At 61.9% G+C, this 13,678-nt stretch carries 16 protein-coding genes, 1 tRNA gene and 1 pseudogene; 9 read left to right on the plus strand and 9 right to left on the minus strand.

All coding sequences use genetic code 11. The annotated features are described in order from the left end of the window. The first annotated feature begins 49 nt into the window (after positions 1 to 49). Both ACFQ2F_RS13990 and ACFQ2F_RS13995 read left to right on the plus strand, forming a co-directional pair. Positions 50 to 1,219: a 2'-deoxycytidine 5'-triphosphate deaminase gene (locus ACFQ2F_RS13990; protein WP_379091096.1), complete on the plus strand. Its 1,170-nt coding sequence runs from the start codon at positions 50 to 52 to the stop codon at positions 1,217 to 1,219. Between the two features lie 87 nt (positions 1,220 to 1,306). Further along, entirely contained in the window at positions 1,307 to 2,668 is a 1,362-nt protein-coding gene (locus ACFQ2F_RS13995) for an alanine/glycine:cation symporter family protein (protein WP_379091098.1), read from the plus strand. Between the two features lie 119 nt (positions 2,669 to 2,787). On the opposite strand, the gene ACFQ2F_RS14000 is transcribed toward ACFQ2F_RS13995, so the two are convergent. Beyond that, positions 2,788 to 3,762: a radical SAM protein gene (locus tag ACFQ2F_RS14000; protein WP_379091100.1), complete on the minus strand. Its 975-nt coding sequence runs from the start codon at positions 3,760 to 3,762 to the stop codon at positions 2,788 to 2,790. Positions 3,763 to 3,851: 89 nt separating this feature from the next. On the opposite strand from ACFQ2F_RS14000, the gene ACFQ2F_RS14005 reads away from it, so the two are divergent. Next, positions 3,852 to 3,926 (plus strand) — tRNA-Gly (locus tag ACFQ2F_RS14005). 27 nt (positions 3,927 to 3,953) lie between these two features. Here the strand turns inward: ACFQ2F_RS14005 and ACFQ2F_RS14010 are convergent. After that, the gene (locus ACFQ2F_RS14010) at positions 3,954 to 4,400 is read right to left on the minus strand and encodes a MarR family winged helix-turn-helix transcriptional regulator (RefSeq protein ID WP_379091101.1); all 447 of its coding nucleotides are present in this window, start codon (positions 4,398 to 4,400) and stop codon (positions 3,954 to 3,956) included. Positions 4,401 to 4,467: 67 nt separating this feature from the next. On the opposite strand from ACFQ2F_RS14010, the gene ACFQ2F_RS14015 reads away from it, so the two are divergent. Next, positions 4,468 to 4,839 carry a VOC family protein gene (locus ACFQ2F_RS14015; RefSeq protein ID WP_379091103.1) on the plus strand — a complete coding sequence of 124 codons (372 nt, stop codon included), beginning with the start codon at positions 4,468 to 4,470 and terminating at the stop codon, positions 4,837 to 4,839. A gap of 89 nt (positions 4,840 to 4,928) precedes the next feature. Beyond that, positions 4,929 to 5,117: a hypothetical protein gene (locus tag ACFQ2F_RS14020; RefSeq protein ID WP_379091105.1), complete on the plus strand. Its 189-nt coding sequence runs from the start codon at positions 4,929 to 4,931 to the stop codon at positions 5,115 to 5,117. On the opposite strand, the pseudogene ACFQ2F_RS14025 reads toward ACFQ2F_RS14020, so the two are convergent. Continuing rightward, positions 5,114 to 6,169, minus strand: a pseudogene (locus ACFQ2F_RS14025) (glycosyltransferase family 2 protein); the annotation flags it as partial. The gene ACFQ2F_RS14020 and the pseudogene ACFQ2F_RS14025 overlap by 4 nt on opposite strands. 118 nt (positions 6,170 to 6,287) lie before the next feature. On the opposite strand from ACFQ2F_RS14025, the gene ACFQ2F_RS14030 reads away from it, so the two are divergent. After that, positions 6,288 to 7,136 (plus strand): hypothetical protein, encoded by an 849-nt coding sequence (locus ACFQ2F_RS14030; RefSeq protein WP_379091107.1) that lies wholly within the window; start codon positions 6,288 to 6,290, stop codon positions 7,134 to 7,136. Here ACFQ2F_RS14030 and ACFQ2F_RS14035 read toward each other — a convergent pair. Then, a complete protein-coding gene (locus ACFQ2F_RS14035; protein WP_379091108.1) occupies positions 7,133 to 7,372 on the minus strand; it encodes a DUF6471 domain-containing protein in 240 nt (79 codons plus the stop codon). The two genes, ACFQ2F_RS14030 and ACFQ2F_RS14035, sit on opposite strands and share 4 nt — an antisense overlap. A 103-nt stretch (positions 7,373 to 7,475) precedes the next feature. On the opposite strand from ACFQ2F_RS14035, the gene ACFQ2F_RS14040 reads away from it, so the two are divergent. Further along, positions 7,476 to 8,435, plus strand: a complete 960-nt coding sequence (locus tag ACFQ2F_RS14040) for an IS1595 family transposase (protein ID WP_379091110.1) — start codon at positions 7,476 to 7,478, stop codon at positions 8,433 to 8,435. Next, positions 8,435 to 8,878 carry a hypothetical protein gene (locus ACFQ2F_RS14045; protein ID WP_379091112.1) on the plus strand — a complete coding sequence of 148 codons (444 nt, stop codon included), beginning with the start codon at positions 8,435 to 8,437 and terminating at the stop codon, positions 8,876 to 8,878. Before ACFQ2F_RS14040 ends, ACFQ2F_RS14045 begins: the two co-directional genes overlap by 1 nt. A gap of 353 nt (positions 8,879 to 9,231) precedes the next feature. Here ACFQ2F_RS14045 and ACFQ2F_RS14050 read toward each other — a convergent pair whose 3' ends face one another. From ACFQ2F_RS14050 to ACFQ2F_RS14060, 3 genes are read right to left on the minus strand one after another with little or no spacing between them, the layout of a single operon-like run. After that, positions 9,232 to 9,498 (minus strand): hypothetical protein, encoded by a 267-nt coding sequence (locus ACFQ2F_RS14050; RefSeq protein ID WP_379091114.1) that lies wholly within the window; start codon positions 9,496 to 9,498, stop codon positions 9,232 to 9,234. Between the two features lie 52 nt (positions 9,499 to 9,550). Continuing rightward, entirely contained in the window at positions 9,551 to 9,904 is a 354-nt protein-coding gene (locus ACFQ2F_RS14055; RefSeq protein WP_379091116.1) for a hypothetical protein, read from the minus strand. A 59-nt stretch (positions 9,905 to 9,963) separates the two neighbouring features. Then, positions 9,964 to 10,812, minus strand: a complete 849-nt coding sequence (locus ACFQ2F_RS14060) for a hypothetical protein (RefSeq protein WP_379091118.1) — start codon at positions 10,810 to 10,812, stop codon at positions 9,964 to 9,966. Between the two features lie 261 nt (positions 10,813 to 11,073). On the opposite strand from ACFQ2F_RS14060, the gene ACFQ2F_RS14065 reads away from it, so the two are divergent. Continuing rightward, positions 11,074 to 11,970, plus strand: coding sequence for a transporter substrate-binding domain-containing protein (locus ACFQ2F_RS14065; RefSeq protein ID WP_379091119.1), 897 nt, complete (start codon positions 11,074 to 11,076; stop codon positions 11,968 to 11,970). A gap of 13 nt (positions 11,971 to 11,983) precedes the next feature. On the opposite strand, the gene ACFQ2F_RS14070 is transcribed toward ACFQ2F_RS14065, so the two are convergent. Next, positions 11,984 to 12,490 carry a hypothetical protein gene (locus ACFQ2F_RS14070; RefSeq protein WP_379091120.1) on the minus strand — a complete coding sequence of 169 codons (507 nt, stop codon included), beginning with the start codon at positions 12,488 to 12,490 and terminating at the stop codon, positions 11,984 to 11,986. Positions 12,491 to 12,864: 374 nt separating this feature from the next. Beyond that, the gene (locus ACFQ2F_RS14075) at positions 12,865 to 13,530 is read right to left on the minus strand and encodes an HdeD family acid-resistance protein (RefSeq protein ID WP_379091122.1); all 666 of its coding nucleotides are present in this window, start codon (positions 13,528 to 13,530) and stop codon (positions 12,865 to 12,867) included. Positions 13,531 to 13,678 lie beyond the last annotated feature (148 nt).

Below are 13,678 nucleotides of genomic sequence, written 5' to 3' on the forward strand. Positions count from 1 at the left end.
GAAGCTTGCCAGAACCGATAAACTGCCTTTGGACACCCTATTCTGACCCATGCAGGCCGCCGACACCATATCGCCAAAGCCCGCCGACGACGGCAAGACTGCCCTGTCGCGCGCCGGTGTGCTCCCGGCCCAGGCCCTGCGGGCCTTGATCAAGCAGGGCGAGATCGCCTCCGACGTCGAAGACATCACTGAAGCCCAGATCCAGCCGGCGAGCCTCGATCTCCGCCTTGGCAAGACCGCCTATCGCATCCGCGCCAGCTTCCTGCCCGGCGGCAAGTCGACCGTGCGGGAAAAGCTCGACAAGTTCGCCTTCCACGAAATCGACCTCACCCAGGGCGCGGTGCTGGAGACGGGTTGCGTCTATCTCGTGCCCCTCCAGGAGAAGCTGGACCTCCGGGCGACCATCGCCGCCTTCGCCAATCCGAAAAGCTCCACCGGCCGGCTCGACGTGTTCACTCGCTTAATCGGCGACCGCCAGGTTAGCTTCGATGCGCTTGAGGAAGGCTATTCCGGGCCGCTCTATGCGGAGATCTGCCCGCGCAGCTTCTCCATCAAGGTGCGCACCGGCTCGCGCCTGAACCAGATCCGCTTCCGCCGCCGCGGCAGCCAGCCGTCTCAGGCCGACGAACGCCCGGGCCGGGTCGGCGACCGTGCGCTCAAAGAGCTGCACACGGATCTCGGTCTGGTGGAGGGCGAAGCCGCCATCCGCGAAGGGCTGAACCTCTCCATCAATCTCGCCCCGGCCTCCGGCGCGAAGCTGATCGGCTATCGCGCCCGCCGCTATGCCGGCGTGGTCGATATGGATCGCATCGGCGAATACGAGGTCGGCCAATTCTGGGAGGCTGTCGAGCCCGACGCTGACCGTCGCCTCGTCCTCGATCCTCACGAGTTTTACATCCTGGCCTCGAAAGAGAGCGTCGCCGTGCCGCCCGGCTATGTGGCGGAGATGGCGCCCTTCGATCCGCTGATTGGCGAATACCGCGTCCACTACGCCGGCTTCTTCGACCCCGGGTTCGGCTACTCCGAAGGCGGCAGCCCCGGCGCCAAGGCCGTGCTCGAGGTCCGCAGCCTCGACATCCCCTTCATTCTGGATGACGGCCAGATCGTCGGCCGCCTGGTCTACGACCGGCTCACAGAGCAGCCCGACACCCTCTACGGCCAGGGCATCGGCTCCAACTACCAGGGCCAGGGCCTGAAGCTCTCGAAGCATTTCAAGTAGGGCAGACGCCGAAGGAGCTATGTTCCACCTCCCGCCGTTCTCTGCCATAACCGTTGGCGGGGCATAAAAACGGGCAGGGGGAGCCGCATGCAATCCATCACTTCCGCGCTGGAGTGGATCCAGGGCATCGTCTGGGGCGTGCCCATGCTGGTGCTGCTCCTCGGTGTCGGCCTCTACCTCACAGTTGGCCTGCGCTTCCGCACCATCACCAACATTCCCGGCGCGTTCGCCATGCTCTGGAAAGGGCGGCACCGCGAAGGCGATGGCGAGATCACGCCGTTCAACGCGCTGATGACGTCGCTCGCCGCCACCATCGGCACGGGCAATATTGCGGGCGTCGCAACGGCCATCTTCCTGGGCGGGCCCGGCGCTGTCTTCTGGATGTGGATGACCGCCCTGGTCGGCATGGCCACCAAATATTCCGAAGCCGTCCTCGCCGTGCGCTACCGGGAGAGAGACGAGCGCGGCCAGTATGTCGGCGGTCCGATGTACTACATCCGCAACGGACTCGGCGCCCGCTGGGGCTGGCTCGCCTTCCTGTTTGCGCTCTTCGCCAGCGTGGCCGGCTTCGGCATCGGCAACACGGTCCAGGCCAACTCCGTCGCCGACGCGCTGGAAGCCTCCTTCGGCGTTCCCCATTGGCTGACCGGTCTGGTGCTCGTTGCACTGGTCGGCGCAGTGCTCATCGGCGGCATCCAGCGCATCGCTAATGTGGCCGGCGCGCTCGTCCCGATCATGGCCATCTCCTACATCGCCGCAGGCATTCTCGTTCTCATCGTGAATGTCGACGCGATCCCCGACGCCTTCATCATGATCTTCGGCGATGCCTTCTCGGCGACAGCCGCGACCGGCGGCTTCGCCGGCGCCACAGTCTGGGCCGCTATCCAGTTCGGCGTGGCCCGGGGCGTCTTCTCAAACGAGGCCGGCCTCGGCTCCGCGCCAATCGCCCATGCTGCGGCCGAATGCAAAGGTCCGGTGAGCCAGGGTGTGGTCGCCATGCTCGGCACATTCATCGACACGATCCTGGTCTGCAGTTTCACCGCCTTGGTGATCCTCACCTCCGGCGCATGGGACAGCGGCGAGACCGGCGCGGAGCTGACCGGCCGCGCCTTCGAGTTGGCCCTGCCGGGCTTCGGCAACACCATCACGGCGATCGCGCTCGCCGTCTTCGCCTTCACCACCATGCTGGGCTGGAGCTATTACTGTGAGCGCTCCCTGCAATATCTCTTCGGGGTGCGCGCGATCCTGCCCTTCCGCATCGTCTGGTGCGCCGCCCCGCTGGTTGGCGCCACCGTCAATCTCGGCATCGTTTGGCTTCTGGCCGACGTGCTGAACGCGATGATGGCGATCCCGAACCTGATCGCGCTGGCGCTCCTGAGTCCGGTCGTCTTCAAGCTCAGCCGGGAGTTCTTCCGGACGCGCGGAGAGTCAGAGAACAATCCGTTTTGAGGGTGGAATGAGCCGGCACCGAGCTTCCTTCGAGGCTCGGTCGTCATCCTGAGGTGCCCGCGAAGCGGGCCTCGAAGGACGACCGAGCACCTCAGGATGACGCAGTCCGAGGCAGATAATCAGCTACAGCTCGCTCCACCCAGCACGCAGAACTTCGAACAATGGGGATGGCAGAGCTTCACAGCACCATCGTCGAACATCCCACTATCCGCGGCCGCTGCCTCGCTGAGCGTCGCGCCCATCTCAAAAGCGCGGTCGTAGGGAAGCAGCGTGCAAGGCAGCACGGTGGGCCGATCGGCGCCCTTGCGCTTCACCACCATTCGGCTCGAGGCGCACATCACCTCGCCAGGGTCTTTGCCCAGAATGCTCCAGCACGCGGTGGTGATCTCCGGCACTTCCGCCGTCTCGTCCATCTCCGGAAAGATGACGAGCTGCGCCGGATCTTCCGCGTCCACCGGCCAGCCGCGCGACGCGATCAGCTCGGCGAACCCGGCGCGGGCCTGGTCTTCCGTCTCGTCCCAGCAGCTCCGCGCTGCGATGGTGAGGGTGAAGCCTTCGCTCGCGAGCCAGTCCATGCCCTCAAGCGCCTTATCGAAGCTGCCAGGCCCTCGCTCCAGATCGTGCAAACCATCCGTGAAATGATCCAGGCTGACCCGCAAGGTGAGCGCCGCGCCGTAGCGCTTGTGCAGCCGAACGAGACCCTCGCGAATCTGCGGCCGCATCATCGGCTGCATGGCGTTGGTGAGGACCAGCACTGAGAAGCCGCGTGACAGCGCATCCTCCAGCATGGGGAGAATGTCCGGGTTCATGAAGGGCTCGCCGCCTGTGAAGCCGATCTCCGCGGTGGGAAACGAGAGCATCGCGATCTCGTCGAGATAGGCCGCCACTTCCGCGGCGGTCATGTAGACCAGCCGATCGTTCTTCGGGCTCGATTCGATGTAGCAGTTGCGGCACTCGATATTGCAGAGGCTGCCCGTATTGATCCAAAGCGTATGAAGCGCCCGCAGCGCCACGCGCGCCCGCATCGACCCGTCGGCCGTGCGGTCGGGATCGGAAAATTTCTCGGAGGTCCGGGAGTCCGTCAGAACGCTCATGCAACGAAACTAGCGGCGCCGATCCAGCGCGCCTAGGCACAGCAAATCACTTCCCGGTGATTTCGCGCCATGCTACGAACCGTAACAGCGCGGGTGTAGCTCAGTGGTAGAGCAGTAGCTTCCCAAGCTACGTGTCGTGGGTTCGATTCCCATCACCCGCTCCAGCGAATTCTACGTCGACGCTTAGATGCTTAGCGGAATACCTCCGCCATCCGCAGCAGCATCGCGATGGCCGTTTGGCTCTCGAGCGGTGCCGCCGCTCGCTGCAAGCGCGCTTCCGCTTCGGCTACGATCCCGGTGGCAGCTTCCAAGGCGTCATGACCCGACGCCGTCAGCTCAGTCTTCATGACCCGCCCGTGTTGGGGATGCGGTGTCCGCAGGATCAGGCCCGAGCGTTCGAGCGTGACCAGGATTGCCTGCATCGTTTGTGGGGTAACGAAGGCACGTCGCGCGAGCGCAGCATTCGATGCGCCCGGCTCGACCTGCAGGGAAGCGAGCACCGCGTACTGGGGCGTCGTCAGCCCGATCTCGCGCAGTCCGGTGTCCATATGAGCGCGAAGCGCTTGCTGAGCCTGCTTCAGCGCAAACCCAATCGTCGCATAGGGATCGTTCAATCGTTCGGCGTGTTGACCTGACATATTAGGGCCCTTATACAATATCAGCGTCCTTATAATAGATGGTGTTTCAGCTAAGGAAACCAGAGTAATGCCCCACCTGATCGGCCCAGACTTTATTGCCATCCAGACCAAGGAGCTCGATGCGGCGCGCAGCTTCTATACGAAGGTCGTCGGCCTGAAAGTTGCGCCCCAGAGCCCGCCGGGCGCCGTCGTATTCGATACCGCGCCTATTCCGTTTGCCGTCCGCGAGCCCATGGTAAACGTAGAAAAAGCTGAGGAGCTGGGGGTGGGCCTTGCCATCTGGTTCGGCTGCGACGATGCCGATGCCCTGCATGACAAACTTGTGGAGCATGGCACGCCAATCGTCCTAGCGCCTAAGGACGGACCTTTCGGCCGTTATTTCTCCTTTCGAGATCCGTTCGGATACACCATCACGGCCCATACGGTAGGAGCGCCCTAAGGGGGGATGCTCGCCTGCGACCGCCACCCGTGGTTGAACTCCGGGCGGTCGCTTCGCGTTGTTTCCTGTTAAAGGGAAGGAGACAACCGATGGAATTTCTGAATGATACCGCTGGTTGGTTATGGGTAATCGGCGGCATTGGCGTCGTCTGTTTGGGCGGAGCTCTCGTCTACGGCATCACCATGGACCGCAAGCGCGAGACCAGTGTTGAGGTTGAACGCGCGCGAGAACAAGCAACGGCCAAGCACTACAAGGAGCCTGAGGGCCAGAAGCCTTAACCTGCGCCGTTCTGCGTTGAATGAGGCGCCACTCCCCGCGCCAGACCGTGGGGCGTTTTTTCCCAGGCAAAGCGCTTGGTGATGAAATGCCAGAGCCCGCGATAGGTCCCCACCGAAACAAGAAGCCAATAGACCGGCATCAGTGCGATCTGGGGCAGCAGCCAGCGATGACGCCGCCGCCAGGCGGTGAAGGCTGCCAGCCCCAGCGCGCCGCCATACCCCCCGAGAAGAACGAACAGCGCCAGCCCCCAAACGGGCCAGCCGAGCAGGCCGGCGGGCACGTCGAACAGCATGCCGCGCATCAGGTCATAGCCGGCGAGCGCGTAAAACCACGGATGCACCAGAGCCGAGAGCACCGTGCCGCCGACGGTCAGCTGGAAACCGAAGAAGCCGCGCCAGCCCAGCTCGCGAAGCATCTGCCGCGGATGGCGCATATGCACCAGATAGGTCTGGATATATCCCTTCATCCAGCGCGTCCGCTGGGCGATCCAAAGGCCTAAGCGCGGCGGCGCTTCCTCATGGGTGGTGGAATCGATCACACCGCAGCAATAGCCGGCCCGCGCCAGGCGGATGCCGAGATCGGCGTCTTCCGTGACATTGTAGGCATCCCACCCCGATAGCCATTTCAGCGCCGAGATGCGGAAATGGTTCGAGGTGCCACCGAGCGGGATTGGCAGGCGAAAGCGAGCGAGCGCCGGCAACAGCCCATCGAAGAGCGCGGTGTATTCCAGGGTGAACTGCTTGGTCAGCCAGCATTGGCCGGCATTGTAAAGGTTCAGCTTGGCCTGCACGCAGGCGAGGTTCGGCGGTCCCACCCGGAAGGCATGGAGCGCCGTCCGCAACTGATCCGGCTCGGGCAGGTCTTCCGCATCGTAGATCACCACATAGTCGCCCCGGGCGAGCGGCATGGCGAAGTTCAGCGCCTTCGGCTTCGTGCGCGGGGCGAAATCCGGTGCCACCACGATCTCGAAATTGCCGGGCAGCCTCAGCGCGCGGACGGCGGCGATCGTCTCGTGATCCGTCTCTTCCAGGATCAGCTTGATGTCGAGTTTGGCCGGAGGGTAGTCGCGGCCTTAGGTAGCAAACGCACCAAATAAAGGGGGCCGTGCCGACAACCGCCACTTCCCCTTTATCGCGATGCTGCTTAGGGCCTCGATAGTCGAGGCTAAAATGAGTGACAAAAATGGAGCGGCTTCATACTCTCAACTTATGGGGGAAGAGCCTGCTCACATAACGCTAAAGCTTTGCACGAGCGAGCCAATAGAGGTCGGCGACTTTGTTGCCGCGTTTGCCTCGCTTTCAAGCCAGTACGACCGCTTCATCCGGGCAAGCTATCCAGATCTCGCTCCGGAAGCCGAGATGTTCGTGAGTGAAGTCAGAAAGGGATCGGTGATCGCCGAACTAATTCCGTTCTGGCCATCGCTTATAGCGACCATGGACCAAGCCCTAATTCTAGAGCACTTCATCCGGCTCTATGGCTCGCGGCTAACCACCTATTTGCACGGCAAGACCGAGGCCGATATTTCGAAATCGGAGCTAAAGGATTTCATGGGCGAGGTCTCTGCGATTGCTAGGGACCCTGACGCGTCTGCCGAGCTTGAGGCCGTCCAGTATGAGGACGGGAAAAAGCAGATCACGGCATCCATCAAATTCCGCACTCCGGAAGCCAAACTGGCGCTCAAAACCATAGAGGCTCAGAAACGCGAAATCGAAAAAAGCACCCACGCCGACCACTCCAAAGTCCTAATGGTCTTTGAGCAGTCAAATGTGAAAGACACGGCTATCGGCAAAAGGACCGGAGAATGGGTGAAAATCGAGGACGTTCTGGACCGGCCCCTACCGCTGATCTACGTCTCAGAAATGGCCGAGGAACGCATCAAGCATGAAATTCGTGAGGCCGACGATAACGTCTACAAGAAGGGATTCGTTGTAGACGTTAACTTGGAAACCAAGGGCGGAAAGCCGGTCGCCTATCGGGTCACCGACATACACCAAGTAATCGATCTGCCAGACGACTAGAGCCTAATATCGTTCGCTCCAATTGCCTCTAAGCACTGGAGCATGAAGGCGGCCGTGAAACCTCCCCGGCTGATCTTGTTGTTCAGGTTCCGCTCGTTCTCTTGAATCCCTAGATCGGCAAGCTTCTCTGCGAGCTGCCGATAGGTAATCCCCTTCCGCTTTAGCTCTGCCTTGAGAAGGTTCTTAGCCCGCGTCTCGTATTCGACGTTGACCGGGTTTGCCTTGCGCTCTGCCATAGGGCCTCACAAAAATCATCGCATCCGATGATATATACCCTTGACATTGGTTATGTCTACAGCCATATATGATGCATAACATCATCGAATATGGTTATATCCAATGTCTCAGCACTTCCTCCTTTCCTCCAAAGCCCGCACCCTCTCCCTGAAGGCGATCTATCAAGGCGGCGAGGACAAGGCTTACGAGATCTTTTGCAAGCTGCGTTGGGCTGAGACGGATGGCGAGGCGGTTTGCCCGCGTTGCGGCTCTTGCGAGACCTACAGCATCACGACGCGCCGCAAGTTCAAGTGCGCAGGCTGCTATCACCAGTTCAGCGTCACGAGCGGGACCATCTTTGCCTCGCGGAAGATGAGCTTTACCGACCTCCTGGCCGCGATCTGCATTTTCACGAATGCGGTTAAGGGTATCTCCGCGCTCCAGCTGTCCCGCGATCTGGACTGCCAGCACAAGACGGCTTTCGTGCTCTCGCACAAGATCAGGGAAGCCATGGCGGCCGAGACGGAAGGCATGAAGCTGACCGGCGAATGCGAAATCGACGGCGCATATTTTGGCGGCTCAATCCGGCCGGCAAACCGTGCCGAGGATCGGATTGACCGTCGCCTTGGCAAGCATCAGACCGGCAAGCGCCGTGTCGTGATTGCTCTTCGCCAGCGCAAGGGCCGGACGCTGACTTTCGTGGTCCGTAACGAGGCCGATGGCGTGTTTTACGCCAACCAGTTCGCTGACATGAACGCCCGCATCCATGCCGACGAGGCACCCCATTGGGACGTGCTGCACGAGCGTTTCGAGACGCTGCGCATCAACCACTCGGAAGCCTACAGCATGGACGGTTGCTGCACGAACCAAGCCGAAAGCCTCTTTTCTCGGCTCCGCCGCATGGTCGATGGCCAGCACCATCAGGTGAGCCCGCAGTACCTCCACCAGTACGCCTGCGAAGCGGCTTGGAAGGAAGATCACCGGCGCTTGGACAATGGCGCTCTAGCGCGCCGCGTGATTGGCCTCGCAATGGCTCACGAGCCTAGCGCGGCATGGAAGGGCTATTGGCAGCGGAGCAAATAATGGCAAGCGATCCGAACATCGTCCGCACGCTTGAGCGGAAGCGACATCAAATCGAACAGACGATTGCGATGTACGAAAAGAAGATCCAAACGGCGAGAATCGATCTGGCGCACGTCAACGCCACCCTGCGCATGTTCGAGGCACCAGACGGGCGGACGGAGTTCCCCGTCTACATGGACACCCTGAGGCTGTTTAAGCGGGGTGAGATCGTGCGGATATGCAAAGCAGCCCTTGCTGATGAAGGGCCGCTAGATACACGCGAATTGGCTCTGAGAGTCATGCGGACGAAAGGACTGGACCAAGGCGACACCGTGCTGCGCACGTCGCTCACCTATCGCATCGTTCAGGCGATGCGGCTGCAATGGAAGCGCGGGAAGGTCGAGAGTCCTGAGAAGCGAGGCGGGGTCCGAATTTGGAGTACTCCGCAAGATTCTTCTCATTAGGCGTTAACGCACGCAAAAAATGCATTGCGAACGGCGTTCGCCCTAGACTCGTATGCTTAACGAGGGGTAAAAGAAGAACGCCGAGGTGTTGGCGCACCTCGGCGTTCGCTGAAACTAGTCGGACGTCCTAGAGTGTGGTGTTGTCCCCACGGGGAAGTTTATGAGCGCTATTGCCGCTCCTGTCAACGCCCCGCCCTAGGCTCCGGCATTCAAAAGGAGCCTATACATGGCTAATTGGGAAATCGCTTTCGTCAGAGAGCAAGGCGTTAACTTCGCGGTCGCTGCCGTGAAAGATCATGTCATCGACAACCGGCATGAGGCAGACGATCTGGTGTCAGCGCTTAGCTGCCACTTCAATCAGCCTGTCGTCCTCTTAGGGGCACGACGACACCGTCTTTATGGTCGACAGGATTTGGTTCGCTTCCTGAGCAATGTTCATCCGTCGCGTCTTCCGTGGCGTCGCGTGAACATCGCGGCGTAACGCCCGACAAGATGGCGAGCGCGTTCGTTAGTGCATAGAAGGCATTGGCGCGCTCGCCGTCATCGTAGGGCACCAGGACGTTCTCTTCGTTCGAATCCTCGAAGAGAATTTGGCCGTTGAAAGTTACCTGCAATGTCATGGCATTCACCTACCTATGCCGCGAAGCTCTGACAAGCGGCAAACCGCCTCGTCTAGTTACAGCCAAACTGGTTGCACGTGTAGTTGAAGCTATTTCCTTGGCTATCGGTTCCGGAAAGAGACCGGGTGCCGCCGAAGTTCTGGTCGGTCATGTTCCAGGAATTGCCGTTAGCCGCACGCCCATTATGGTAGGTCGTGTTGCCGAACGTGTTCGAGTTCTGTGACCACGAACTGCCGGTACGGGAATTATGCCCGTTGACGTAGGTCGAGTTACCAAACCGCTGGACTGTATAGCTATTGCCGTTGCTGTCCGAGCACGTAGAGAAGGCATCCGAGCCGAAACACGCGGCCTCAGACGCCAGAGTGGTGGCCAGTAGCATGGCCGTTGCTAGGATTATCGTGCGCATGAGCCCCTCCCATCGCTGACCGGGAAAGGTTACCACGCGTCTACCTATGGTGGTAGACTCTAAATAGCCTTGGTGCGTTTGCTACCTAAGGCCGGGTAGTCGAGCCGCTTCAGCGCCTCGGTCAGGCGGCGCACCACAGCCGCCTCCCGCAAGAGCGGCACCAGCAGCGTATAGACCGGCAGCGCCGTATCGGGGACGCGCGGGATGGGCTCTGGAGGCCTCTCTCGACGGAATGCGAAATACCAAAGCGCCGCCACCCGTAAGCCGGCGATGGGCAGGAAGACCGCGGCCATCAAAAGGCTCAACGCCCGGACCGTATCGGTGAATGAGAGCGCCAGGCCTGTGGCCGCCGCGACTGCGATGAGGGCGATCGCGCCGAGCATCCAGCGGGGTAGGGGCGTCTTGGCGCTTCGTTCGGGGTCGCGCCTGTGCAGCCCTTCCGAGGCATGAGCCTTGAAGGCGTGCTCGAAGTGACGGCAGATCGCCGACCGCACGGCGGGCTGTGGCGCGAAGGCGAGCGTGCGAGCGTCGAACCCCGAGAGCGCGAATTTCAACGTTGTGGGATTCCGATTGTCCACGGCGAGTACGGCCCGGGAGCGGAGACCCCCCAGCTTCAGCACGCCGGTCCTCAGACAGTCCCGTGGGCGCAAGGCACGCGAGGGCGGGACCAGGCGATGACGCTGTTCGGGCGAAACGAACCCGACCCCGCAATATTCCGCCAGAGCGCGGGCGTAGTTCTCCGCGCTGAGCCAGCCGGTCGCGATGAGGGCTTCGTGAGGGCTCACGCCCCAACGGGCGCCGAGCGCAACGCCTCGGGCAAGAGTGGCTCGGTCGATGGTGCCGTTGAGAAGGAAGGCGTAATCTGCGAATGGATCGGTCTGCGCGGCCGGCATCGACCACGCAGGCATGGTCTGTACTTGCTTGCCCCCGAACACCGGCCCAACCCCATACGCTGTACGCAACGCCCGCATCAGTATTCCCGGATGCCGGGCGGGCCGCAACGGCAAACACGCAAAAAGGGAAGCCAAATCAGCACGTTAAAGATGTATATCAAATTTAATACAACTTAAAAGGGTGCAATCTTCCGGTTGGCCCGGCCAATCTTCCTGCTGACAGAGCGAAGTGGCCCAAGTAGAACCGGAAACATGGAGGCGAGGCGGGAAATCGGCGTGAACGATCGTGAAACGAGGGGCTGGCGCAGACGCTTGCGTGCCGGCGCAACGGTCCTCGGCCTGCTCGCTTTAACGGCCGGCTTTGCCCTCGGTCTGGCTCCAGGGCTGACCGTCCCCGCCGCAGCGCAAACCCAGCTCGTGCCCGATGTCTGGCAGGGCGATGTGGTGCCCCAGGAGCCGAAGCTTGGCGACCGGGAAAAGCTCCGCTTCCTGACCGACAGCGACTACCCGCCATTTCACTATTTCGACGAAGAGGGTGTCCTCACCGGCTTCAATGTCGATCTGGCCCGCGCCATCTGCGAGGTGCTCGAGGTGGAATGCGAGATAGAGGAGGTCGACTGGGACGACCTCTTCGCCCAGCTTGAATCGGGCGAGGCCGACGCTGCCATCGCCTCCATCCGGATCGACAGTGAAAACCGGCGCAAGGCCGATTTCACCCAGCGCTACTATGCGACGCCCGCCCGCTTCATCGCCGCCAAGGATAGCGAAATCACCGATCCGCGGCCTGAGACCCTGAAAGGGGTCAAAGTCGCGGTGATGGAAGGCACCGGCCACGCGGCTTACCTCAAGGCCTATTTCCCCGATGCCGAGGTCATCACCTTCAGCTCGGCGGAAGCGGCCAACGGCGCGGTTAAGGATGGCACCGCCGAGCTCGCCTTTGGCGACGGCATTGGCCTCACCTTCTGGCTCAACGGCGTCACCAGCGACGGCTGCTGCGAGTTCCGCGGCGGGCCGTATATGGATGCCACCTTCTTCGGCGAGGGCGTGGGGATCGCCGTGCCCAAGGGCGACCGCAAGATGCTGGAAATCCTCAACTATGCCCTCTACCGGGTCCATGCCGATGGGCGCTACGAGGAGTTGCTGCTCCGCTATTTCCCCATGAGTTTCTTTTAGCCTGGCGCTCACCTCATCCCTGGCCCTGGGCTTCGGCCGGAGACCAGGCGAGCTCGTAGGTCCGAAAGGTCTGGCACCATTCCACGTCGAACTGGTCTAGCGCCTCGGTGAGCGCCCGGTCGGTGTCGTCGGCCTCCACCGCGATAACGTCCCGACCGAGCGCTCGCGCCCTCGCGGCCGCAGCGGCCACCAGACAGGCGGTCTCCTGAGACGCGATGCGTCCGGGCAAGCCGGTCCACCCCAGCTCCAGCCTCTCGTCGGACCCCGATCTGAGACTTGAGACGCCCGCCATTTCCTGATCGTCGAAACCGGCCAAAATCGCCTCCGGATGAAGATCCTTGCCGGCGAAAAGCTTTCGGGCGTCGTCGTCGGAGAGCGGCGCTACGGGATTGTCTTGATGGGTCTCGGCGTAGAGCTGTCTGTGCAGATCGATCCAGCGCGCGAGCTCATCGCTGTTTCTTTGGAGTTGGCAGATCGTCAGCCCGCACGAAAATTCTTCGATCGGTGTCGTCAGGCGCATCTGCCCAAGGCGGGTCGTCTTGCACAACGACCACAAGCTGGGCGGCTGGATGCCATCGGGAAGACAGACGCGAAGCCGTTCGATGCCTCGACAATCCGCCCCATCCGGAACCGGAGCGGTTTTCACGCGGCCGCGGTTGTCCGCCCACCACGCGTCCGACAGGTAAAGCGTCGTCGGGTGCAGAGGATTGCGGCAGTAAATGTGAGGATGCGCGGTCATTTCCGGTGAAGCGTTGTGTGGTTCCCGACTTGGCCGGCCGGGCGAGCGGCATCCAATATCAAAAAAAGAACGCGCCGCGGAAGCGACGCGTTCTGACCGTCTGATGGAGACCCTGGGCGAAAGCCCATGGATCTCCGTTTCGCAGGCGGCAGTGCCTAGCTCTTCTTTGCCGTCCGGCTTGTCGAGCTGCGCCGCGCCGGTGTGCTGCGCTTCGGCGCCGCCGGCTTGGCTTCAGCTGCGCCTGTGCCGCGGACGACCTCGTCCCGCCGGCTGTGAAGCTGGAAGGCCAGCACCAAGAGCAGGATACCGAACACGATGGCATAGGCGCCCAGCCACCAGGTCAGCACCACCGCACCGATCAGCGGCACGACCATCAGCGCGATGCCGAAGATCACCGAGGCGATGCCGCCCAGCGCCAGCCACCAGCGCCCATGCTCCAGGTTCAGGCTGAAGGCGGCGGAAAGCATCAGGAAGCCGCTCAAGACCGCCCAGAAGGCGATTAGATACATGAAGACCAGCAGGGTGATGTCGGGCCACAGAAAGGCGATCACGCCCGCCGCGATGCTCACCACGCCTTCCAGGATCAAAAGCCCCCAGCGTTCGCCGTGGCTCGCCTGGCGCACGCCGGCGATGATGGCGAACACGCCATCGACCAGCATGTAGGCGGAAAACAGCAGCACCAGGGTCAGCAGGGCCGCGCCCGGCACGGCAAGGCAGATGATGCCGAAGGCGATGCCGAACACGCCGCGCAGACCCACCGCCCACCAGCTGGCCGCCAAGGCCTCACTCAGCGCGTCATAGCGCTCCGTCGTCGAAGTCATGAAATCCTCCTCCCAATGAAGTCGGGCCTGCGCCGCTTCGCGCCCCGTTTTTTCGGAGCCGGCGGAGGCCGCAAAAAATCTCGCTGCACGCAGATAATCGCTGCGAATCACGCCGCAGACTTTTGAAACGCGAGTCTACTTCACCGAC

The sequence above is a fragment of the Methyloligella solikamskensis genome (assembly GCF_042676065.1).
Lineage (GTDB): Bacteria > Pseudomonadota > Alphaproteobacteria > Rhizobiales > Methyloligellaceae > Methyloligella > Methyloligella solikamskensis.